This is a genomic window from Pseudomonas sp. SWRI154, assembly GCF_014268645.1.
Lineage (GTDB): Bacteria > Pseudomonadota > Gammaproteobacteria > Pseudomonadales > Pseudomonadaceae > Aquipseudomonas > Aquipseudomonas marvdashtae.
Map to the genome: position 1 here is coordinate 48,213 of NZ_JABWQW010000015.1, position 22,330 is coordinate 70,542.

Annotated in this window: 20 protein-coding genes; 5 read left to right on the forward strand and 15 right to left on the reverse strand. The window is 59.2% G+C overall.

Features of this window, described 5'->3' with window-relative positions:
• Nucleotides 1-4: 4 nt before the first annotated feature.
• Together ftsH and rlmE are read right to left on the reverse strand one after the other, a co-directional pair.
• Complete coding sequence (gene ftsH, locus HU806_RS15255) at nucleotides 5-1,915, reverse strand: ATP-dependent zinc metalloprotease FtsH (protein ID WP_186612170.1); 1,911 nt, start codon at nucleotides 1,913-1,915, stop codon at nucleotides 5-7.
• A gap of 199 nt (nucleotides 1,916-2,114) precedes the next feature.
• Nucleotides 2,115-2,747 carry a 23S rRNA (uridine(2552)-2'-O)-methyltransferase RlmE gene (gene rlmE, locus HU806_RS15260; protein WP_186612171.1) on the reverse strand — a complete coding sequence of 211 codons (633 nt, stop codon included), beginning with the start codon at nucleotides 2,745-2,747 and terminating at the stop codon, nucleotides 2,115-2,117.
• Nucleotides 2,748-2,855: 108 nt separating this feature from the next.
• Between rlmE and HU806_RS15265 the strand changes: the two genes are divergently transcribed.
• Nucleotides 2,856-3,164 (forward strand): YhbY family RNA-binding protein, encoded by a 309-nt coding sequence (locus HU806_RS15265; protein WP_186612172.1) that lies wholly within the window; start codon nucleotides 2,856-2,858, stop codon nucleotides 3,162-3,164.
• Nucleotides 3,165-3,173: 9 nt separating this feature from the next.
• Here HU806_RS15265 and HU806_RS15270 read toward each other — a convergent pair whose 3' ends face one another.
• The 8 genes from HU806_RS15270 to grpE all read right to left on the reverse strand — a co-directional run bounded on the left by HU806_RS15270 (nucleotide 3,174) and on the right by grpE (nucleotide 13,651).
• On the reverse strand, nucleotides 3,174-3,578 hold the full coding sequence (locus HU806_RS15270; RefSeq protein ID WP_186612173.1) for an MFS transporter: 405 nt from the start codon (nucleotides 3,576-3,578) through the stop codon (nucleotides 3,174-3,176).
• Nucleotides 3,579-3,606: 28 nt separating this feature from the next.
• Complete coding sequence (gene greA / locus HU806_RS15275; protein WP_030139783.1) at nucleotides 3,607-4,083, reverse strand: transcription elongation factor GreA; 477 nt, start codon at nucleotides 4,081-4,083, stop codon at nucleotides 3,607-3,609.
• Between the two features lie 2 nt (nucleotides 4,084-4,085).
• On the reverse strand, nucleotides 4,086-7,307 hold the full coding sequence (gene carB, locus HU806_RS15280) for a carbamoyl-phosphate synthase large subunit (RefSeq protein WP_186612174.1): 3,222 nt from the start codon (nucleotides 7,305-7,307) through the stop codon (nucleotides 4,086-4,088).
• Between the two features lie 105 nt (nucleotides 7,308-7,412).
• Nucleotides 7,413-8,549: a glutamine-hydrolyzing carbamoyl-phosphate synthase small subunit gene (gene carA, locus HU806_RS15285; protein WP_186612175.1), complete on the reverse strand. Its 1,137-nt coding sequence runs from the start codon at nucleotides 8,547-8,549 to the stop codon at nucleotides 7,413-7,415.
• A gap of 255 nt (nucleotides 8,550-8,804) precedes the next feature.
• Nucleotides 8,805-9,611: a 4-hydroxy-tetrahydrodipicolinate reductase gene (dapB, locus tag HU806_RS15290; protein WP_186612176.1), complete on the reverse strand. Its 807-nt coding sequence runs from the start codon at nucleotides 9,609-9,611 to the stop codon at nucleotides 8,805-8,807.
• Nucleotides 9,612-9,620: 9 nt separating this feature from the next.
• A complete protein-coding gene (gene dnaJ, locus HU806_RS15295; RefSeq protein WP_030139779.1) occupies nucleotides 9,621-10,745 on the reverse strand; it encodes a molecular chaperone DnaJ in 1,125 nt (374 codons plus the stop codon).
• Nucleotides 10,746-11,066: 321 nt separating this feature from the next.
• Nucleotides 11,067-12,983 carry a molecular chaperone DnaK gene (gene dnaK, locus HU806_RS15300; protein ID WP_186612177.1) on the reverse strand — a complete coding sequence of 639 codons (1,917 nt, stop codon included), beginning with the start codon at nucleotides 12,981-12,983 and terminating at the stop codon, nucleotides 11,067-11,069.
• Nucleotides 12,984-13,084: 101 nt separating this feature from the next.
• Nucleotides 13,085-13,651 (reverse strand): nucleotide exchange factor GrpE, encoded by a 567-nt coding sequence (gene grpE / locus HU806_RS15305; RefSeq protein WP_186612178.1) that lies wholly within the window; start codon nucleotides 13,649-13,651, stop codon nucleotides 13,085-13,087.
• Between the two features lie 240 nt (nucleotides 13,652-13,891).
• Between grpE and recN the strand changes: the two genes are divergently transcribed.
• On the forward strand, nucleotides 13,892-15,565 hold the full coding sequence (gene recN / locus HU806_RS15310) for a DNA repair protein RecN (RefSeq protein WP_186612179.1): 1,674 nt from the start codon (nucleotides 13,892-13,894) through the stop codon (nucleotides 15,563-15,565).
• Between the two features lie 75 nt (nucleotides 15,566-15,640).
• Here the strand turns inward: recN and fur are convergent, their stop codons facing one another.
• Nucleotides 15,641-16,045 carry a ferric iron uptake transcriptional regulator gene (gene fur / locus HU806_RS15315; protein ID WP_186612180.1) on the reverse strand — a complete coding sequence of 135 codons (405 nt, stop codon included), beginning with the start codon at nucleotides 16,043-16,045 and terminating at the stop codon, nucleotides 15,641-15,643.
• Nucleotides 16,046-16,142: 97 nt separating this feature from the next.
• Between fur and HU806_RS15320 the strand changes: the two genes are divergently transcribed.
• A complete protein-coding gene (locus HU806_RS15320; protein ID WP_186612181.1) occupies nucleotides 16,143-16,670 on the forward strand; it encodes an outer membrane protein assembly factor BamE in 528 nt (175 codons plus the stop codon).
• 60 nt (nucleotides 16,671-16,730) lie between these two features.
• On the opposite strand, the gene HU806_RS15325 is transcribed toward HU806_RS15320, so the two are convergent.
• From HU806_RS15325 to HU806_RS15335, 3 genes are read right to left on the reverse strand one after another with little or no spacing between them, the layout of a single operon-like run.
• Nucleotides 16,731-17,033 (reverse strand): RnfH family protein, encoded by a 303-nt coding sequence (locus HU806_RS15325; RefSeq protein WP_186612182.1) that lies wholly within the window; start codon nucleotides 17,031-17,033, stop codon nucleotides 16,731-16,733.
• Nucleotides 17,030-17,473 (reverse strand): type II toxin-antitoxin system RatA family toxin, encoded by a 444-nt coding sequence (locus tag HU806_RS15330; protein ID WP_186612183.1) that lies wholly within the window; start codon nucleotides 17,471-17,473, stop codon nucleotides 17,030-17,032. The genes HU806_RS15325 and HU806_RS15330 overlap by 4 nt, the downstream gene beginning before the upstream one ends.
• Nucleotides 17,474-17,480: 7 nt before the next feature.
• Nucleotides 17,481-18,884, reverse strand: coding sequence for a sodium-dependent transporter (locus HU806_RS15335; protein WP_186612184.1), 1,404 nt, complete (start codon nucleotides 18,882-18,884; stop codon nucleotides 17,481-17,483).
• Nucleotides 18,885-19,002: 118 nt separating this feature from the next.
• On the opposite strand from HU806_RS15335, the gene smpB reads away from it, so the two are divergent.
• Nucleotides 19,003-19,485: an SsrA-binding protein SmpB gene (gene smpB / locus HU806_RS15340; protein ID WP_047229073.1), complete on the forward strand. Its 483-nt coding sequence runs from the start codon at nucleotides 19,003-19,005 to the stop codon at nucleotides 19,483-19,485.
• 51 nt (nucleotides 19,486-19,536) lie between these two features.
• Here the strand turns inward: smpB and HU806_RS15345 are convergent, their stop codons facing one another.
• Nucleotides 19,537-20,304, reverse strand: coding sequence for an FCD domain-containing protein (locus HU806_RS15345; RefSeq protein ID WP_186612185.1), 768 nt, complete (start codon nucleotides 20,302-20,304; stop codon nucleotides 19,537-19,539).
• A gap of 262 nt (nucleotides 20,305-20,566) precedes the next feature.
• Here HU806_RS15345 and HU806_RS15350 point away from each other — a divergent pair, with 262 nt between their 5' ends.
• Complete coding sequence (locus tag HU806_RS15350) at nucleotides 20,567-22,261, forward strand: lactate permease LctP family transporter (RefSeq protein WP_186612186.1); 1,695 nt, start codon at nucleotides 20,567-20,569, stop codon at nucleotides 22,259-22,261.
• Nucleotides 22,262-22,330: the final 69 nt, after the last annotated feature.

Consider the following 22,330-nt stretch of genomic DNA (forward strand, 5'->3'; position numbering starts at 1 on the left):
AGCCTTAGACGTCGGCAGCCGGACCGCCGATGGGTGTTTCCGGACGCTCGCCCTGCACCGCCGGCGGCGTACCGGAGGTACCCGTGCCACCAGACCAATCGCGAGGCTCACGCGGCGTGCGGCCCGCCATGATGTCGTCGATCTGCTCGGCATCGATGGTTTCGTACTTCATCAAGGCATCAGCCATGGCGTCCAGCTTGTCGCGGTTATCCGTGAGGATCTGCTTGGCCGTCCCGTAGCACTGGTCAATGATGCTGCGAACTTCAGAGTCGATCAGCTTGGCCGTCTCACCCGAGAAGCTTGCATGCTGGCCGCCACCACCGCGACCGAGAAACACTTCGCCCTCTTCTTCGGCATACATCAACGGCCCCAGCTTCTCGGACAAGCCCCACTTGGTGACCATGTTTCGGGCGATCTGGCTGGCCCGCATGATGTCGTTCGACGCACCCGTCGTTACGCCATCGAAGCCCAGTGTCATTTCTTCAGCGATACGGCCGCCGTACAGCGAACAGATCTGGCTGATCAACGCACGCTTGGACAGGCTGTAGCGATCTTCTTCCGGAAGGAACATCGTCACGCCAAGCGCACGACCACGCGGGATGATCGAGACCTTGTACACCGGGTCATGCTCAGGCACTACGCGACCAACGATAGCGTGCCCCGCCTCGTGGTAAGCCGTGTTCTGCTTTTCCTTCTCCGACATGACCATCGATTTGCGCTCGGCGCCCATCATGATCTTGTCTTTGGCCAACTCGAATTCTTTCATTTCCACGACGCGCTTGCCGGAACGGGCAGCGAACAGCGACGCTTCGTTTACCAGGTTCGCCAGATCAGCACCGGAGAACCCCGGCGTACCACGAGCGATGACCGCTGGAGCGACATCGTCGCCCATCGGAACCTTGCGCATATGAACCTTGAGGATCTGCTCGCGACCGCGGATGTCCGGCAGCCCCACAACGACCTGGCGGTCAAAACGGCCCGGACGCAACAGCGCAGGGTCAAGCACGTCCGGACGGTTGGTGGCGGCAATCACGATGATGCCGTCGTTCATTTCGAAACCGTCCATCTCTACCAGCAACTGGTTGAGGGTCTGCTCGCGCTCATCATGACCACCGCCCATGCCCGCGCCACGATGACGACCGACGGCATCGATTTCGTCGATGAAGATAATGCAGGGGGCGTGCTTCTTGGCCTGCTCGAACATGTCACGAACACGGCTGGCGCCCACACCGACGAACATCTCGACGAAGTCGGAGCCGGAGATCGTGAAGAAAGGCACTTTCGCTTCACCGGCAATCGCCTTGGCCAGCAAGGTTTTACCAGTACCGGGTGGCCCGACCATCAGTACGCCGCGCGGAATACGACCGCCCAGGCGCTGGAATTTGCCCGGATCGCGTAGGAACTCAACCAGCTCACCCACCTCTTCCTTGGCTTCGTCGCAGCCCGCGACGTCGGCCAATGTGGTTTTGACCTGATCCTCGGACAGTAGCCGAGCCTTGCTCTTGCCGAAACTCATCGGCCCGCCCTTGCCTCCGGCTCCGCCCTGCATCTGGCGCATGAAGAACATGAACACCGCGATGATGACGAGGATAGGAAAGCTCGCAACCAGAAGCTGGGTCCAGATACTTTGCTGCTCAGGCTGCTTGCCTTCAATCACGACATGGTTATCCACCAGGTCGCCGATCAGGCCGTTGTCCTGGATCGCCGGACGAATGGTCTTGAAGTTGTCACCATCGGTGCGCTTGCCGGTAATCACATAGCCATCTACGGCTACGCGCTCGACCTTGCCTTCCTTGACCTGCTGGAGGAAGTCGGAATAGTTGAGGGTCTGCGGCTCGTTAGGACTGGAGAAGTTGTTCATCACGGTCACAAGGACTGCAGCGATGATCAACCACAGGATCAGATTCTTTGCCATATCGTTCAATTAACTACCCTCTGAAGCAAGCTCCGCTACTGGCGCGCGCTTCGCATGATATTCACCGGCCTAACTTACTACATTACCTACGACTTGGCAGGCGCCGTCTGTAACCCTTTGTGAAACACTTTCTACACAATATTCGCTAATGCTCACGGGACGAAATACGAAAAACCTATCGCCCCGGTCGAAAAACCTCTTATTCCTCACTGCGACCGCGGAAACCACGGCCTAGCAGGTACTGCTCACGAGAGCGATCACGCGATGATTTCGGTTTACGCGTCGTGACCTTCTCGAACTGCTTGCGCACGCTCTTGTGGTATTCGTCGAAGCCTTCACCCTGGAAGACCTTGATCAAAAAATCACCACCTGGCTTCAACACCCGAGTCGCAAGATCCAGTGCCAACTCGCACAGAAACATCGACCGCGGCATATCAACAGACGCCAGCCCACTCATATTGGGGGCCATATCGGAAATCACAAGGTCCACCTCGTTTTTTCCGACCGCTTCAAGGATATTCGCCAGTACGGCGTCCTCGGTAAAGTCGCCCTGAATGAAGGTCACATCCGGGATACTGTCCATTTCCAGGATATCGGAAGCGATCAGTGTGCCTTGCCCACCAATCAGACGACTGGTCACTTGGGACCAGCCACCCGGGGCGGCGCCCAAGTCGATCACGCTCATGCCTGGCCGGATCAAACGGTCTCTTTCCTGAATTTCCAACAGCTTGTAGCTGGCACGGGAGCGATAGCCGTCTTTCTGCGCCATTTTCACGAATGGGTCGTTGAAATGCTCTTGCAGCCATTTAAGACTTGTCTTGGAACGGGCCACGGGCCACCTCTGAAATATTAAATCGGGTCGTGATTAACTGGGCGGTCCCGGACTCGCTCGGGTAAACTGGCCGCCGCTTTTTACAAGATCAGACGCAGGGGTCAGATTATGCCGCTCACTCAAGAGCAGAAGAAACAATACAAATCCATTGGCCACCATCTGAAACCGGTTTTGACTGTGGCTGATAACGGTTTGACTGAAGGTGTACTCGCCGAACTGGAACGCGCCCTGGGTGACCATGAGCTGATCAAGATCAAGCTCAACATCCTGGATCGCGAAGCCCGCCTGGCTGCCGTTGCCGAGTTGTGCAAAGTCGCAAAGGCAGACCTGGTGCAGGTCATCGGCAAAATGGCACTGATTTATCGCAAGAATTTCAGCGTCAACAAGCAACTGTCGAACGTTCACCGGTTCAAGTGATACAAAGGGTCAAGGGTGTGCTTCGCGCACCCTGCCGCCCCAACCGGGAACCGGCTGTAACACCAGCACCAGGCCAGAAAACCCCAACACCAGGTAACTGAATACCTGCCATTGACTGGCGTCCGGCCAGCCGAGACGCACCGCCAGGAACATCCCGCAAGCGTACAAGGCCATGAGCAGCAATTGCCCACGGATGTCGCGCCATAGACTGCCAAGGCCCTCGGCCTGAACCAGCACCAAAGCCTGAAACAATATGCACGCTGCGGAAAACCCTACCAGCAGCGCCGTCAGCATACCCCCGATTTCATCGATGAGCAGCGGAGCCAGGCCGATTCGGCCCAGCACCGGCAGCAGACCGATGTGCAACAACCAGACGCCGCCCACCCATAACATCTGGGTGAGCTGCCAGATCATGGCACCCGCACGCAGCGGGTGCCTTCGTTCAGATATGACGGACTTCGACAATCTCATACTCAATGACACCACCAGGTGTCTTCACGGCAACCACATCACCCTCTTCCTTGGCAATCAAGGCGCGGGCGATGGGCGAGCCGACTGAAATCTTGCCGAGCTTGATGTCCGCCTCATCCTCACCAACGATCTGGTAAGTGACGCTTTCATCAGTCTCGACGTTGGCGATTTCCACGGTAGTGCCGAAAATCACTTTGCCGGTGTGCGGGATCGTCGTGACGTCGATGATCACCGCATTTTGCATGCGGCCTTCGATGTCACGTACACGCGCCTCGACCATGCCCTGCTCTTCTCGGGCAGCATGGTATTCGGCGTTTTCCTTGAGATCGCCCAGCTCACGCGCTTCACCGATAGCCTGGCTCAAGCGCGGGCGCTCGACCTTGGTCAGGAAAGCGTGTTCTTCTTCCAGGGCCTTCGCGCCCTGAACAGTCATCGGGTACTTGGTTATGCTCATGCCTTCAATCCTGCATGTAGATCCTGCAAGCGACGCACGGTCTTCTCGGGACCGAACTTGAGCGCTTCGCAGATCGCTTCGCCCGCAGCAATGGTCGTGGTGCAGTAGATCTTGTGCTGCAGCGCATTGCGACGAATGGAGTAGGAATCGGCGATCGATTGACGACCTTCGGTGGTGTTGATGATCAGCGTGACTTCGTCATTCTTGATCATGTCGACCACGTGCGGACGCCCCTCGGTCACCTTGTTCACGCGGCGCACTTTCAGGCCTGCGGCTTCGATCAGCCTGGCAGTACCGGCAGTGGCGACCACTTCGAAGCCCAAGTTGATCAGATCACGGGCCACGCCTGCAACCAGTGGCTTGTCGTCATCACGCACGCTGATGAACGCCGTGCCGCCCGTCGGCAACACTTCACTGGCGCCCATCTGGGCCTTGGCGAAGGCTTCACCGAAGGTATCACCCACGCCCATCACTTCACCGGTGGATTTCATTTCCGGGCCGAGGATCGGATCGACGCCCGGGAACTTGGCGAATGGGAACACCGCTTCTTTCACGCTATAGAAGTTCGGGATGATTTCCTTGGTGAAACCCAGCTCTTTCAGGGTTTTGCCCGCCATGACCCGGGCGGCGATCATTGCCAGGGAAACACCGATGCACTTGGAAACGAACGGCACGGTACGGGAAGCGCGCGGATTGACTTCGATGACGTAGATGTCTTCGCCTTGTAGGGCCAGTTGCACGTTCATCAAGCCGATGACGCCCAGCTCCAAGGCCATTTTCTTGACCTGTTCGCGCATCTCATCCTGGATGTGCGCCGGCAGCGAATAAGGCGGCAGCGAGCAAGCGGAGTCACCGGAGTGAACGCCGGCCTGCTCGATGTGCTGCATGATCGCGCCGATCACCACGTCCTTGCCGTCGCTGACCGCATCCACGTCCATTTCAATGGCGCAGTTGAGGAAGTGGTCGAGCAGCACCGGGCTGTCGTTGGAGACCTGGACGGCTTCGCGCAGGTAGCGCTTGAGTTCGTCTTCCTGATAGACGATCTCCATCGCACGACCGCCCAGCACGTAGGACGGACGCACCACCAACGGGTAGCCGATCTTGGCGGCCGCACGAATCGCTTCGTCTTCGCTGCGCACGGTGGCGTTTGGCGGCTGGCGCAGGTTCAGGCGCTCGACCATCTGCTGGAAGCGCTCGCGGTCTTCAGCGCGGTCGATGGCATCCGGGCTGGTGCCGATGATCGGCACGCCGGCGGCTTCGAGGGCGCGGGCCAGCTTCAGAGGGGTCTGCCCACCGTACTGGACGATCACGCCTTTTGGCTTCTCGACGCGGACGATTTCCAGCACGTCTTCCAGGGTCACAGGCTCGAAGTACAGGCGATCAGAGGTGTCGTAGTCAGTGGATACGGTTTCCGGGTTGCAGTTGACCATGATGGTTTCGTAACCATCATCGCGCAGCGCCAGTGCTGCGTGTACGCAGCAGTAGTCGAACTCGATGCCCTGGCCGATCCGGTTGGGACCGCCGCCCAGGATCATGATCTTGTCCCGGGTCGAAGGCGCGGCTTCGCACTCTTCTTCGTACGTGGAGTACAGATAGGCAGTGTCGGTGGCGAACTCAGCCGCGCAGGTGTCGACGCGCTTGTAGACCGGGAAGACTTCCAGCTTGTGACGATGAGTGCGCAGGCTCTTCTCGGTCACACCCAGCAGCTTGGCCAGGCGCATGTCGGAGAAGCCCTTGCGCTTGAGGCCCAGCATCGTGTTGCGGTCGATGCTGGACATGCCCAGGGTCTTGACCTTCTCTTCTTCCTTGATCAGGTCTTCGATCTGTACCAGGAACCAAGGGTCGATCATGTTCATGTCGAAAATCTGCTCGACAGTCATGCCGGCGCGGAAGGCATCCGCCACATACCAGATACGCTCGGCGCCCGGCACGGTCAGCTCGCGCTTGAGCTCGCTCATGCTTTCCGGCTTGCTCAGGTCCAGCTTCGGATCGAGACCGCAGACACCCACTTCCAGGCCACGAAGGGCTTTTTGCAGGGATTCCTGGAAAGTCCGGCCGATGGCCATGACTTCACCCACCGATTTCATCTGGGTGGTCAGGCGGGCGTCAGCCTTGGCGAATTTTTCGAAGGCGAAACGCGGCAGCTTGGTCACTACGTAGTCGATGGACGGTTCGAAGGACGCCGGGGTCTTGCCGCCGGTGATATCGTTCGACAGTTCGTCCAGGGTGTAGCCGACGGCCAGCTTGGCGGCGACCTTGGCGATTGGGAAACCGGTGGCTTTCGAGGCCAGGGCCGACGAACGGGACACGCGCGGGTTCATCTCGATGACCACCATGCGGCCGGTGTTCGGGCAGATGCCGAACTGGACGTTGGAGCCGCCGGTTTCCACGCCGATCTCGCGCAGCACCGCCAGGGAGGCGTTCCGCAGGATCTGGTATTCCTTGTCTGTCAGGGTCTGGGCCGGCGCCACGGTGATCGAGTCACCGGTGTGCACGCCCATCGGGTCGAAGTTCTCGATGGAGCAGACGATGATGCAGTTGTCCTTTTTGTCGCGGACAACTTCCATTTCGTATTCTTTCCAGCCGATCAGGGATTCGTCAATCAGCAGTTCCTTGGTCGGCGACAAGTCGAGACCACGGGCGCAGATTTCTTCGAATTCTTCACGGTTGTAGGCGATGCCACCACCGGTGCCGCCCATGGTGAAGGACGGACGGATGATGCACGGGAAGCCGAGGCGTTCCAGGACGGCGTTGGCCTCTTCCATGCTGTGGGCGATGCCCGAGCGTGGGCAGTCCAGGCCGATGGACTTCATCGCCTTGTCGAAGCGCGAACGGTCTTCGGCCTTGTCGATGGTGTCGGCGTTCGCGCCGATCATCTCCACACCGAATTTTTCCAGGACGCCTTCGCGCTCCAGGTCCAGGGCGCAGTTCAGCGCGGTCTGGCCACCCATGGTCGGCAGCAGCGCGTCCGGACGTTCCTTCTCGATGATCTTGGCAACGGTCTGCCATTTGATCGGCTCGATGTAGGTGGCGTCGGCCATCGACGGGTCGGTCATGATGGTGGCCGGGTTGGAGTTCACCAGGATGACGCGGTAGCCCTCTTCGCGCAGGGCTTTACAGGCCTGGGCGCCGGAGTAGTCGAATTCGCAGGCCTGGCCGATCACGATCGGGCCAGCGCCGAGAATCAGGATGCTTTTTATGTCTGTACGTTTTGGCATGGGTTTGTCACTCAAATCCGCAGGTCAGTCGGCTAGGCCGTCGAACAATCTTTGAAGCGCCCATGGGGGCCGCCGGTTTCGGGGCCACCCTCAGGCTTCACGCGGTCAGCGTCGCTTGGCCATCTCATTGATGAAGCGATCGAACAGCGGCGCCACATCGTTCGGGCCCGGGCTCGCCTCAGGGTGACCCTGGAAGCTGAACGCGCTCTTGTCGGTACGCTCGATGCCTTGCAGCGTGCCGTCGAACAGCGATTTATGGATGGCCCGCACGTTGGCCGGCAGGGTCGCCTCGTCAACCGCAAAACCGTGGTTCTGACTGGTGATCATGACGACGCCGGTGTCCAGGTCCTGAACCGGGTGGTTGGCACCGTGGTGGCCGTGGCCCATTTTCAGGGTCTTGGCGCCCGAAGCCAGGGCCAGCAACTGGTGCCCCAGACAGATACCGAAGACCGGAATCTCGGTTTCCAGCACGTCCCTGATCGCCTGAATCGCGTAGTCGCAAGGCTCCGGGTCACCCGGGCCGTTGGACAGGAACACACCGTCGGGTTTGAGGGCCAGGACGTCGGCGGCTGGGGTTTGGGCCGGCACCACGGTGACGCGGCAACCGCGCGCTACCAACATGCGCAGGATGTTCAGCTTGACGCCGTAATCGTAGGCAACCACGTGATACGGCAGCTCGGAAGCCTCGATCGTCGCGTGGCTATCGGTTTTCAGATCCCAGACCGAGGAGCGCCACTCGTACTGTTTCTTGGTGCTGACGACTTTCGCCAGGTCCATGCCCTTGAGCCCTGGGAAACCCTGGGCAGCGGCAATGGCGGCCTCGTCGGAAATGTTGTCACCGGCCATGATACAGCCGTTCTGCGCGCCTTTTTCCCGAAGAATGCGGGTCAGGCGGCGGGTGTCGATACCGGCGATCGCCACGACATTGTTGGCTTTCAGGTAGTCGGACAAGGACATCTTGTTACGCCAGTTGCTCGCTACCAGCGGCAGGTCGCGAATGACCAGGCCAGCGGACCAGACACGATCGGACTCGGCATCTTCCGGCGTGGTGCCGGTATTGCCGATATGCGGGTAAGTCAGGGTAACGATTTGTTGGGCGTAGGAAGGATCGGTAAGAATTTCCTGATAGCCGGTCATTGCGGTGTTAAACACCACCTCACCAACGGTCTGACCGTCGGCTCCAATGGCTTCGCCGCGAAAAATGCTGCCATCAGCAAGGGCGAGTATGGCTGGCTTAGTCAAGAAGACCTCCCGTAAATAAAGCCTGAAAGGGCGATCGCAGGTTGTAAAAAAGCGGAGTGACGTATGGACACGTCACCCCGCTTGTTCACTGAATTATTCTGCGCGCTTTTAGTGGACACACTAAAGCTGTAGCTTACAGAAAAAGGCTTTTTTGGTCCACCGCTAATGAGCCTGAAAGGCAAGGGAATGCGACAGGACGTCGCGAAGCGGTTTAAAACGGGGCTCAGTATAACCTGAACCCCGCTATTAATGGCATCAACGCAGGTCGAGAACGTCCTGCATGTCGTACAGGCCAGGCTCGCAACCATCCAGCCACAGCGCAGCCCGTACGGCGCCCTTGGCGAAGGTCATCCGACTCGACGCTTTATGGGTAATCTCCAGGCGTTCGCCTTCAGTGGCGAACAGCACGGTGTGATCACCTACTACGTCACCGCCACGCACGGTCGCGAAACCGATGGTGTCGCGCTCCCGCGCACCGGTGTGCCCCTGGCGCCCGTATACGGCCACTTCCTGCAGGTCACGACCCAGCGCATCGGCAATCACTTCACCCATGCGCAACGCGGTTCCTGAAGGCGCGTCGATCTTGTGTCGATGATGCGCCTCGATAATCTCGATATCCGCATCATCGCCCAAGACCCGAGCGGTCAGGTCCAGCAACTTCAGCGACAGGTTCACGCCCACGCTGAAATTCGCCGCGAACACGATCGGAATATCCTTGCCGGCCTCGGCCAACAATTCCTTTTGTGCCGCATCCAGGCCGGTCGTACCGATAACCATGGCCTTGCCGGCCTTGCGGCAGATGGCGAGGTTTTTCAGCATGACTTCAGGCAGGGTGAAATCGATCAATACATCGAACTCATCGAGCACCTTTTCCAGCCCACCGGACATCGGTACGCCGATACGCCCAATCGAAGCCAACTCGCCAGCATCAGCCCCTACCAGCGTACTGTCGGGCCGGACAATGGCAGCCGTCAGACCCGAAAGCGGCGAACGTTGCTGCACCGCCTCGACCAGCGCCTTGCCCATGCGCCCCGCGGCGCCCATCACAGCTATACGTCGCATGCCCACTCCTTACAGGTCGCCGAAGAAGCGCTTCACGCCTTCGAACCAACCGGTGGTTTTCGGCGAGTGACTGTTGTCATCCGCTAGGGAGCTGCGGAACTCTTCCAGCAATTCCCGCTGGCGCCGGCTCAGGTTCACCGGCGTTTCCACCGCAACGCGACACATCAGGTCGCCCGCACCACCGCCCCGCACTGGCGCTACGCCTTTGCCGCGGATCCGGAACTGCTTGCCGGTTTGCGTCCCCTCGGGAATCTTCAGTTTGACGCGACCATCGAGGGTCGGAATCTCAAGCTCGCCACCCAATGCCGCATCGACGAAACTGATCGGCACTTCGCAGAACAGATGTTTGCCGTCGCGCTGGAAGATCGCGTGCTCACGCACGTTGATGACCACGTACAGGTCGCCAGTCGGCCCACCTTGGGCACCCGCCTCACCTTCGCCGGACAGGCGAATGCGATCACCGGTATCGACACCGGCCGGCACTTTCACCGACAGCGTCTTGTACTCTTCGACACGCCCTTCGCCGTGGCAGGAGTCGCACGGATCGGAAATAATCTTGCCTTGGCCGTGGCAACGTGGGCAGGTCTGTTGGACCGAGAAGAAGCCCTGTTGCATGCGGACCTGGCCAATGCCACCACAGGTGGGGCAAGTAACGGGCGAAGAACCCTTCTTGGCACCCGAACCGTCACATGGCTTGCAGTTGACCAGCGTCGGAACCCGGATATTGACCGTGGTACCGCGCACCGCCTCTTCCAGGTTCAGCTCCAGGGTGTAGCGCAGATCGCTGCCACGCTGAGCACCACCACGGGCACCGCCACGACCGCCGCCGAAGAAATCGCTGAACACATCGCCGAAAATGTCGGAAAAATTCTGGCCGCCAAAACCGGCACCGCCACCGCCCATGCTCGGGTCGACACCGGCATGACCGTACTGGTCGTAAGCCGCGCGCTTGCTGGAGTCGGACAGGACTTCATAGGCCTCGTTAGCCTCCTTGAACATCTCTTCCGATGCCTTGTCGCCGGGATTACGGTCAGGGTGGTGCTTCATCGCGAGACGGCGATAGGCCTTCTTCAGCTCTGCCTCGCTGGCCCCCCGCTCAACACCCAATACTTCGTAAAAGTCACGCTTTGCCATTAGTCTTTGCACTCTTATAGGACGTTCGGCAAACCCCTCCTGAGCCTCGCCAAACTCGTTGAGCCCCAATACAGGCCCGGACCCAACTCACGTCGATTCAACGATCCTGGTCATAAATCTTTCAGCCAGGGACCCGGCCAAAATGCGGTGCGCATTGCCCGGAAAGCAGGAGCATCCCCGAACACACCGCCAGCACCCGAGCTTGTCGCATGCTGTAAAAATTCACTGGCTCCAGACACGCCAACGCGGGAGCAAGCTCCCGCGCGGCGACATCCTACCAGCCACCGCACAAACGCAGTCAACCGGCCGACCAACAAGCAGTTACTTGTTGTCTTTCACTTCTTCGAACTCAGCGTCGACGACGTCATCGGCTTTCTGGGCCGATTCGCCTTGCTGCGCCGCACCTTCAGCTGGCTGGGCCTGCTCGGCATACATCTTCTGAGCCACCGGCGCGGAGACTTTAGACAGCTCTTCGATCTTCGCTTCGATGGCGGCCTTGTCGTCGCCTTTGACGGCAGCTTCAAGGGCAACCACGGCAGCTTCGATCGCGGTCTTCTCTTCAGCGGTCACTTTGTCGCCGGCATCGGCAACCATCTTGCGAGTCGAGTGAACCAAGGCGTCGCCCTGGTTACGAGCACTGGCCAGCTCTTCAAACTTGCGGTCTTCCTCGGCGTTGACTTCAGCGTCGCGAACCATTTGCTGAATTTCTTCCTCGGACAGACCGGAGTTGGCCTTGATCACGATCGACTGGGTCTTGCCAGTAGCCTTGTCTTTCGCGCCGACGTGCAGGATGCCGTTGGCGTCGATGTCGAAGGTCACTTCGATTTGTGGCACACCGCGTGGCGCTGGCGGAATCTCGGCCAGGTCGAACTTGCCCAGGGACTTGTTCTGGGTAGCCTGCTTGCGCTCACCCTGCAGCACGTGGATGGTCACGGCGTTCTGGTTGTCGTCAGCCGTCGAGAACACCTGGGATTTCTTGGTAGGAATCGTGGTGTTTTTCTCGATCAGCGCGGTCATTACGCCGCCCATGGTTTCGATACCCAGGGTCAGCGGACTGACATCGAGCAGCAGAACGTCTTTCACGTCACCGGCCAGAACGGCGCCTTGGATGGCAGCACCCATGGCAACGGCTTCGTCCGGGTTCACGTCCTTGCGTGCTTCCTTACCGAAGAAATCGGTCACCAGCTTCTGGACCAGCGGCATACGGGTCTGGCCGCCGACCAGGATGACGTCGTTGATCGAACCAACGTCGATACCGGCATCCTTCATGGCAATGCGGCAAGGTTCGATGGTGCGCTGAACCAGGTCTTCCACCAGCGCTTCGAGCTTGGCGCGGGAGATCTTCACGTTCAAGTGCTTAGGACCGGTGGCGTCTGCGGTGATGTACGGCAGGTTCACGTCGGTCGACTGGCTCGAGGACAGTTCGATCTTAGCTTTTTCGGCGGCTTCTTTCAGGCGCTGCATGGCCAGCGGGTCGCCCTTGAGGTTCATGCCGCTTTCTTTCTTGAATTCGTCGACGAGGTAGTCGATCAGACGAATATCGAAGTCTTCACCGCCGAGGAACGTGTCACCGTTGGTAGCCAGCACTTCGAACTGGTGCTCGCCATCCACTTCAGCGATCTCAATCACGGAGACGTCGAAGGTACCACCGCCCAGGTCGTAAACGATCACGGTGTGATCGCCCTTGGCCTTGTCCATACCGTAGGCCAGAGCGGCCGCGGTTGGTTCGTTGATGATACGTTTTACGTCCAGGCCCGCGATGCGGCCGGCGTCTTTGGTCGCCTGGCGCTGACTGTCGTTGAAGTATGCTGGAACAGTGATGACCGCCTCAGTCACCGCTTCGCCGAGGTAATCTTCGGCGGTTTTCTTCATTTTCTTGAGGATTTCAGCCGAGATCTGTGGCGGTGCCATTTTCTGGCCGTTCACTTCAACCCAAGCGTCGCCGTTGTCAGCCTTGGCGATTTTGTAAGGCACCATCTTGATGTCTTTCTGAACGACTTCTTCGTCGAACTTGCGACCGATCAGACGCTTCACCGCATACAGGGTGTTATGCGGATTGGTCACAGCCTGACGCTTGGCGGACTGGCCCACCAGGATCTCGCCATCGTTGGCGTACGCAATGATGGACGGCGTGGTGCGCGCACCCTCAGCGTTCTCAATAACCTTGGCCTTGCCGTTTTCCAGCACGGAGACGCACGAGTTGGTGGTCCCCAGGTCGATACCGATAATCTTGCCCATGTTAACTCTCCCGGAACTTGGATTTTGTTGCCGCAGCAGTGGTGGCTAACTGCGGTAGCACTTAAACGCTTGACTTCTTAATGGGGCCGCTGCGCCCGATTTCAAGCCTGCTCATCAATAGAAGGCGAAACCGGTGCTGGCGCCTTGCTCACCACGACCATGGCCGGGCGCAACAGGCGACCGTTGAGCAGGTAGCCCTTCTGGAATACTTTCAGCACACTGTTCGGCTCGACGTCTGCGCTTTCCTGCATCGCCATGGCCTGATGGTGCTCGGCATTGAAGGGTTCGCCGTGTGGATCGATCGCTTCAAGCTGATAACGCTTGAGGGTGTCCTGGAACATTTTCAGGGTCAGCTCGATGCCTTCACGCATCGCACGGATGTTCTCGTCGTCCGGGTTGGACAGCTCCAGGCCGCGCTCCAGGCTGTCGATGATCGGCAGCAGGTCGCCGGCGAAACGCTCCAGGGCGAATTTGTGGGCTTTTTCCACGTCTTGCTCGGCGCGGCGGCGGACATTCTGCAGGTCGGCAGCTACACGCAACGCCTGATCCTGCGCACCGGCCAGTTGCTCTTCGAGCACTTGTACACGTGCCGCCAGGTCTTCGCCCGAATCCTGGGGAGCCTGATTGGCGTCTAGATTTTGCGTGTCCTGCGTCTGTTCGTCTGCCATAGATTTCTCCTTTCAACTTCGTCCGCGAGCTCGACTCGCGCTTCTGCCCGGATATATGGGGCCAGCTTTTCCAGCTTCAAGGGCCGCGTGACGAATTAACCTTACAAAAAACAGCTGCATATCCTTCGCTTCGGCGCTAAGAATTTCGATCATCCAAGCAAATCGAGCTAAGCGAGGGCATTGTCAGCCAGAAACAAAACACTGTATAAATAACCAGACCTAATGCCTGGGAGCGGCCTTATGCTGGTGCACCTGTCCGTACACAACTATGCCATCGTCGAACACCTCGACCTCGAACTCGACCGGGGCATGAGCGTGATAACCGGTGAAACCGGCGCCGGCAAATCGATCATGCTCGATGCCTTGGGCCTGACCCTCGGCGATCGCGCCGACAACGGCGTGGTACGCCCTGGCGCGGACAAGGCCGACATCCTGGCAACGTTTGACCTGATCGACATTCCCGAAGCCAGCGCCTGGCTGGCCGAACGCGACCTGGACAACGACGGCCTGTGCATCCTGCGCCGGGTCATCACCGCCGAAGGCCGCTCCCGAGGCTACATCAATGGCACGCCCTGCCCGCTGGGAGACCTCAAGGCCCTCGGTGAATTGCTGATCGACATCCACAGCCAGCATGAACACCAATCCCTGCTCAAGACCGACACCCATCGGCGTTTGCTCGACGAGTACGCCGGAGCCACCGACCTGGCCCGCCAGGTTCATCTGGCAGCCCAGCGTTGGCGCCAGACCCGGCAGGAACTGGATCGCCTCTCCAACTCCGGCGACGAGCAACGCGCTCGCCACCAGTTGCTGAGCTACCAGCTCGAAGAACTGGAAAACCTGGCCCTGGGTGAAAACGAGTTGGAGGAACTGGAGCAAGAGCACAAGAACCTGACCAACGCCGAAGCATTGCTAGGCATTTGCCGGCAAGTGGTCGAGCAATGCAGCGAGAGCGATTCGGGCAATGTGCTCAATGCGCTGACAGCGAGCCTGAACCGGTTGTCCAGCGTGAACAATTCGGTGGGTGCCCTGAACGAAGCGACCAACCTGCTGACTAGCGCGCAGATCCAGGTCGAGGAAGCCGTTGGGGAGCTGAACCGGTTCCTTGATCATTTCGACGCCGACCCGGCGCGGCTTCAATACCTGGAAGAACGCCTGGACACTATCTATACACTGGCGCGCAAACACCGTATCCAGCCAACCGATGTCGTCGAACTGCAGCAACGCCTGCTGGAAGAATTGGAAACCCTTAACGCCAACGATGAATCCATCGAACGCCTCGGGGACGAATTGGCCTCCTACGCGCGCCATTACCAGGAAAAGGCCAACGAACTCAGCGAACTGCGCCGACAAGCTGCAACCGGATTGGCCAGCGCCGTAGAACAGGAAATCCAGCGCCTGGGCATGCCGGGCGGACGCTTCGCCATCGAACTGCGACCCAACTCCGGTGACGAGCTCCAACCCAATGGGCTGGAGCAGGTGGAGTTGCTGGTCAGCGCCAACCCCGGGCAACCGCTCAAGGCCCTGGCCAAAGTTGCCTCCGGGGGTGAGCTGTCGCGCATCAGCCTGGCGATCCAGGTCATTACAGCGCAAACCTCGCGGGTGCCGACGTTGGTATTCGACGAAGTGGACGTGGGCATCGGCGGCCCTACGGCGGAAATCGTCGGCCAGTTGCTACGCAGGCTGGGCGAGCGCGGACAGGTTCTGACAGTGACCCACCTGCCTCAAGTCGCCGCCCAGGGGCACCAGCATCTATTTGTCCATAAGGTGCGTGGCGAGGACGCGACTCGTACCGCCGTGTCCAAGCTGAACAAGAACGAGCGCGTGGAAGAAGTGGCCCGGATGCTCGGAGGCATCGACCTGACCAAAGAGTCCTTGGCGCACGCCAAGAAAATGGTGGTGGCGGCGAAAATCTAGGAGACGCCATAAAGCAAGAAGGCGACCCGAGGGTCGCCTTCTTTCGTTTTGGGGGCTTTCACCCACGCGACGAACTTATTTGCGCTTGCGTACATGCAGGACGAGATGGTGATCGATCAGCTCGAAACCATACTCATCAGCAATCGCTTGTTGCAGTTTTTCGATTTCAGGACTGATGAACTCGATAACTTCCCGGGTTTCAACGTCCACCATGTGGTCGTGGTGCTCCCCGTCAGCCAATTCAAAGACAGCATGACCGCCATCAAAATTATGACGTGCCACCAACCCCGCAGCCTCGAATTGAGTCAGGACACGGTAAACCGTGGCCAGACCGACGTCCTCGCCAGCTTCCATGAGCGCCTTGTAGACGTCTTCGGCACTCATGTGGCGTTGCTCGGCGGAATCGAGCATTTGCAGAATCTTGACCCTTGGCAGGGTCACTTTGAGGCCGGCTTTGCGTAGTTCGCTATTTTCAACCATGGTCAGCTTTCTCGCGATGCTGCTTCGCAGCTTCTCTTAATGCGGGTATGATCGGCGTTTACGTTGTCCCAGCCAAGATAGTGGAAGTCGCCCACCGATGCAAAACACCAAGCTCTTGCTAACCAGTTTCACCTTTGTGGGACTGCTCGCACTCGCCGGTTGTTCATTCCCCGGGGTTTACAAAATCGACATCCAGCAGGGCAATGTCGTCACGCAGGACATGATAGACCAGTTACGCCCGGGAATGACCCGCCGGCAAGTACGGTTTATCATGGGCAACCCCCTGCTGACCGACACGTTCCATGCCGATCGCTGGGATTACCTGTACAGCTTGCAGCCAGGTGGCGGTGAGCGGCAACAAGAACGCATCAGCGTTATCTTCAGTCCTGACGACCAGCTCGTCAGCCTGTCGGGCGATTTCATGCCTGGCGTGAGCCGTGATGAGGCCATCATGGGCAAGGACAGTGGCACCACAGTCACCGATCCGACCCAGAATGCCGAACAGCCAAAACCGGAAAAGCCGGCCAAGCCAGGTTCGTTGCTGGACCAGATTCAGAAGGACGTGGACAACGTCGAGACCGTACCTGTCCCGACACCAGAACCTCTGGATACCTCACCGCAATAAATTGCGGCAATAAAAAACCCGGCATTGCCGGGTTTTTTATTGCCTGCGATCCAGATCAGGTCATTGATCTGCCTGACGCGCCTGGGCAGCCTTGGCCGCTCGCAGGCGACGGATTTCTTTCGGATCAGCCAACAAAGGCCGATAAATTTCGAGTCGATCAGCTGCTTGCACGACCTGCCGCTCCGGATCCGCAACCACTTTGCCGAAGATCCCGACAGGGACAGTGGCCAGATCCAACTCTGGAAACGCTTCTGCGATGCCCGATGCCGCCAGCGCGGCGCGAACACTCGTACCCCCCTGCACAGCGAACGCGCGGAGGATCTGGCGCTCGGCGCTGGCATACACCACTTCTATCTCGATCACCGCTTGAGCTCAGCATTTTGCTTGGCACGCTGGCAAAACGCATCGACCAGGGTATTGGCCGCCTGGTTGAACAGCGGCCCCAATGTCGCGCGCACCAGCGGCCCGGCGTAATCGAACGAAAGATCCAGGCTGATCTTGCAGGCCTTTTCGCCCAGTGACTTGAACACCCAGACGCCATGGAGCTGATTGAACGGCCCCTCTTCAAGGTTCATCTCGATGGACTGCCCAGGCACCAAGGTGTTGCGCGTGACGAAGTGCTGGCTCAATCCACCCTTGGCGACATTGAGGCTGGCGCGCATATGGGTTTCTGAGCTTTCGAGCACCTCGGCGGACGAACACCAGGGCAGGAACTCCGGATAACTCGCCACGTCATTGACCAAGTCGTACAGCGCCTGCGCCGGGTAGGGCAGCAACGCTGAGCGTTGAATATGTGTCGTCATGTAAGCGTCACTTCCACAGCTGGGCGGCAAACACTACGAGGATGCCGATGGGCGCCACATAGCGCATCAAGAACAGGCTCAAGGCGAACAATACAGGACTGCGCAGTGACAATTCATCACGCACGGCTTCACGACCCATGATCCAACCCGCAAACACCACGAAGCACAAACCACCCAGCGGCAGCATGATCCGTGATGTAAAGAAATCGATCACGCCGAAGAAATCCAGCCCTCCGCTTGCTCCCCACTGATAGAGATGGAACAGCCCGTCTTCGTTCACGAAAAACTTGGCCTGCTTCCAAATGTTGAAGGAAAATACGGTCCCCAACCCCACGAACCAGCAGGTGAAAGCCAGCCAGAACGTGACCCAGGCGCGACTGAGGCGGGTTCGCTCAACCAGATAGGCCACCATCGGCTCCAGCAGGGAAATGGCCGAACTCCAGGCGGCAATCGCCACCAGGACAAAAAACACCACGCCCATTACTTGACCGAACGCCATGCTGCCAAAGGCAAACGGCAAGCTGACGAACATCAGCCCGGGTCCCTCGCTGGGGTTCAGGCCAGCGGCGAACACGATCGGAAACAATGCCACCCCAGCCAGCAGCGACACAAAGGTGTCAAGCAACGCAACGCCGACAACTGTCTTGGTCAGCGACGCACTCTTGGGCATATAGGCCCCGTAGATCATGATCGAGCCAACCCCCACGCTCAGGGAGAAGAACGCGTGCCCCATGGCCGGCAGCAGACCCTCCATGACTTTTTCCGGTTTGAAATCGAACATGAAATGCACGCCTTCCATGAAATGCCCGGTGGTCATGCTGTAGCCCAGCAGGACCAGGATCATCACGAAAAGGAGCGGCATCATGATCCGCAGGCTGCGCTCAAGCCCCGCGACCACACCTCGGGCAATCACCACGGCGGAGAGCACCATGAAAAGTGTGTGCCAGAGTGTCAGCCGCCAAGGATCGGCAATCACATCGCCGAAGTACGCGCCGACCTGATCGGGCGTCGCACCTTGGAAATCCCCACGACCCATATCGATGATGTAGTCCAGCGACCAGCCACCGACCACGCTATAGAAAGACAAGATCAGCAGCGCGGTGACCATTCCGGCGAACGCGCCCCAGGACCACTTCGGCGAATGACCCGCCTCCAGCGCCAGCACCTTCAAGGCGTTGGCCGGGCTTTGCCGGGCGCGACGACCGATCAGCGTTTCCGCCAGCATGACCGGCGCGCCAATGAGCGCAATGCAGGCCAGGAACATCAGTACAAAGGCGCCGCCTCCATAGACGCCGACCATGTACGGAAACTTCCAGATACTACCCAGGCCCACGGCCGAACCGGTCGCGGCGAATATGAAGACCCAGCGGCTAGCCCAACTGCCGTGGACAGAAACCTTGTCTGTCGACATCGTAATCACGCCCAAGCGTTCAAAAAAGAGGCCGCATTGTCCGGGATTCATTCAACCTGCTCAAGCACGCAGCTTCACCGTAGCCGACACGCACGCAACTGCCTATAATGCCGCCCCTATGGCTAAACAGAAGAAACACCCCACAGGGACCATCGCGCAAAACAAAAAGGCGCGACACGATTACTTCATCGAACAACGTTTCGAGGCTGGCATGGTCCTGGCCGGCTGGGAAGTAAAGAGCTTGCGTGCCGGCAAGGCGCAACTGGTCGACAGTTATGTCCTGCTCAAGGACGGCGAAGCCTGGTTGCTCGGCAGTCATATCACGCCGCTGACCACCGCCAGCACCCACGTCATCGCCGACCCGACGCGCTCGCGAAAGCTGCTGCTCAACAAGCGGGAGCTGGAAAAGCTCTTCGCGTCCGTGCAGCAGAAAGGTTACGCCTGCGTCTGCACGTCGCTGTACTGGAGCAAACACTTGATCAAGTGCGAGATCGCGCTGGGCAAGGGCAAGAAGGAATACGACAAGCGCGATACCGAACGCGAACGCGATGCCGGTCGCGAACTGCAGCGCGCGGTGCGCAACAAGGGCAAGGAAGATTAGCCCGGGATTATCTGTGGGAGCAGGCTCGCTCCCACGGCATCCGCTGCGTGTCTACATTCCTTTGCGTCGTTCTGCTCGCGCCACGCGCTGTACTTCCTGACGAACCTCTTCCAGCACTTCCTGCACATACAGGATATGTCGACTGGACACCTCTCGCGCCAGCTCGGCGTGCCCATCCATGATTGCTTGATACAGCTCCCGATGCTGACTGATCAGCATGTCGCGGGTCTCGCTGCGCTGCTTGTACATGCCGCCGATGTTGGTGACGACGTTGCGCTTGAGCAGGTCAAACAAGCCGCGAATGGTATGCAGCAAGACCGCGTTATGACTGGCCTCGGCGATCGCCAGATGGAACCGGGCATCCGCCGCCCCCTCTTCCGCCCGGCTCACTTCGTCGTGGCGGGAATAACAATCCTGCAACTCGTCGAATGCCGCCGTCAGCCGCTCGCGATCGACATCCGTGGCCCGCAGCGCCGCGTAGTAGGCACAGGACGCTTCCAGCGTATGGCGGAACTCCAGCAAGTCACGCTGCGCTTCGGGGTTGCTCTCCAATAATTGCAGCAGCGGGTCGCTGAATGTCGAGCCCAGGGAATCCACGACATAGTTCCCCCCACCCTGACGACTGACCAGCAGCCCCTTCGCCGCCAGTTTCTGGATCGCCTCGCGCAAAGAAGGGCGTGATACACCGAACTGTTCGGCCAAGGTCCGCTCGGCCGGCAGCCGCTCGCCGGACTTCAACGTGCCCTCCAGGATCATGCCTTCAAGCCGCTCGACAATATCGTCAGACAAACGGCGCTGACGAATCTGATCAAACCCCATAACTCGACTCTCCACGGACCCGACGGCTCGCCGGGCCCTCTATTCTGGCTCATCCGGGCCCCGTCCACACCCTCCAATAACCATCAATGCCAGCAGATCAGATGCCTTCTGCAGCGTTTATTCGACGAAAGTTTCAGGGCGGCAAATTGACACACGACAACCAAGGCTTTTACCCTAGCCGACAGCGCTTGTAAATTGGTATTACCAATTAGCCAGAACGCTGACCAGTGCCTGACCAACAACAATTAGGGGCTCACCCAATATGCAAACCTGGCAACAGCTTTACAGCCCGCTCGGCAGCCTAGGCTTGTCCGCACTCGCGGCCGTCATTCCCATCGTGTTTTTCTTCCTCGCCCTGGCGGTGTTTCGCCTCAAGGGGCATGTGGCCGGCAGCATCACCCTGGCGCTGGCGATTGCCGTCGCCATTTTCGCCTTCCAAATGCCAGCCGACATGGCATTCGCCGCCGCCGGCTATGGCTTTGCCTACGGTCTATGGCCTATCGCCTGGATCATCGTCGCCGCGGTGTTTCTCTACAAACTGACGGTCAAGAGCGGCCAGTTCGAAATCATCCGCAGCTCGGTGCTGTCGATTACCGATGACCAGCGCCTGCAAGTGCTGCTGATCGGCTTCTGCTTCGGCGCTTTCCTGGAGGGAGCCGCCGGCTTTGGTGCCCCGGTCGCGATTACCGCCGCGCTGCTGGTGGGCCTGGGTTTCAACCCTCTCTACGCCGCCGGCCTGTGCCTGATCGCCAACACCGCTCCGGTGGCCTTCGGCGCGCTGGGCATCCCGATTATCGTAGCGGGCCAGGTAACCGGGATCGACGCGTTCAAGATCGGCGCCATGACCGGGCGCCAATTGCCCTTGCTGTCGTTGTTTGTACCGTTCTGGCTGGTGTTTATGATGGATGGCCTGCGCGGCGTGCGGGAAACCTGGCCGGCCGCCTTGGTGGCGGGCCTGAGTTTCGCCATCACCCAGTACTTCACGTCGAACTTCATCGGCCCGGAATTGCCGGACATCACCTCGGCCCTGGCCAGCCTGATTTCCCTGACGTTGTTCTTGAAAGTCTGGCAACCCAAGCGCACCGCAGGCGCGCAGATAGCCGGCGCCACCTCCAGCGCAGCCATCACCGCCAGCGTCGGCGGTTTCGGCCAGCCCCGCAGCACCGTGGTTTCGCCCTACAGCATGGGGGAAATCATCAAGGCCTGGTCACCGTTCCTGATCCTCACCGTGCTGGTGACGATCTGGACCTTGAAGCCGTTCAAGGCGATGTTCGCCGCGGGTGGCTCGATGTACGGCTGGGTATTCAACTTCGCCATTCCACACCTGAACCAGATGGTGATCAAAGTCGCGCCCATCGTCGTCAACCCGACCGCCATCCCGGCGGTGTTCAAGCTTGATCCGATTTCCGCCACCGGCACGGCGATTTTCTTCTCGGCACTCATCTCGATGCTGGTATTGAAGATCAACTTTAAAACTGGTCTTACCACTTTAAAAGAGACCTTCTACGAACTGCGCTGGCCTATCCTGTCCATCGGCATGGTGTTGGCGTTTGCCTTCGTCACCAACTTCTCGGGCATGTCCTCGACCATGGCCTTGGTATTGGCCGGGACTGGTGCAGCGTTTCCGTTCTTCTCGCCATTCCTCGGTTGGCTCGGCGTGTTCCTCACTGGTTCCGATACTTCGTCCAACGCGCTGTTCGGCTCGCTGCAAGCGACCACCGCACACCAGATCGGTGTCAACGACACTTTGCTGGTAGCGGCCAACACCAGCGGCGGCGTGACCGGCAAGATGATTTCGCCACAATCGATCGCCGTAGCCTGCGCGGCAACCGGGTTGGTGGGCAAGGAGTCGGATCTGTTCCGTTTCACCCTGAAACACAGCCTATTCTTTGCAACGATCGTCGGCTTGATCACGTTGGCCCAGGCCTACTGGTTTACCGGCATGCTGGTTCACTAAGTCCTACAAGCAACATCGAAAAAACCGACGCCGAACCGTGATTCGGCGTCCGCTATTCACAACCGGGTC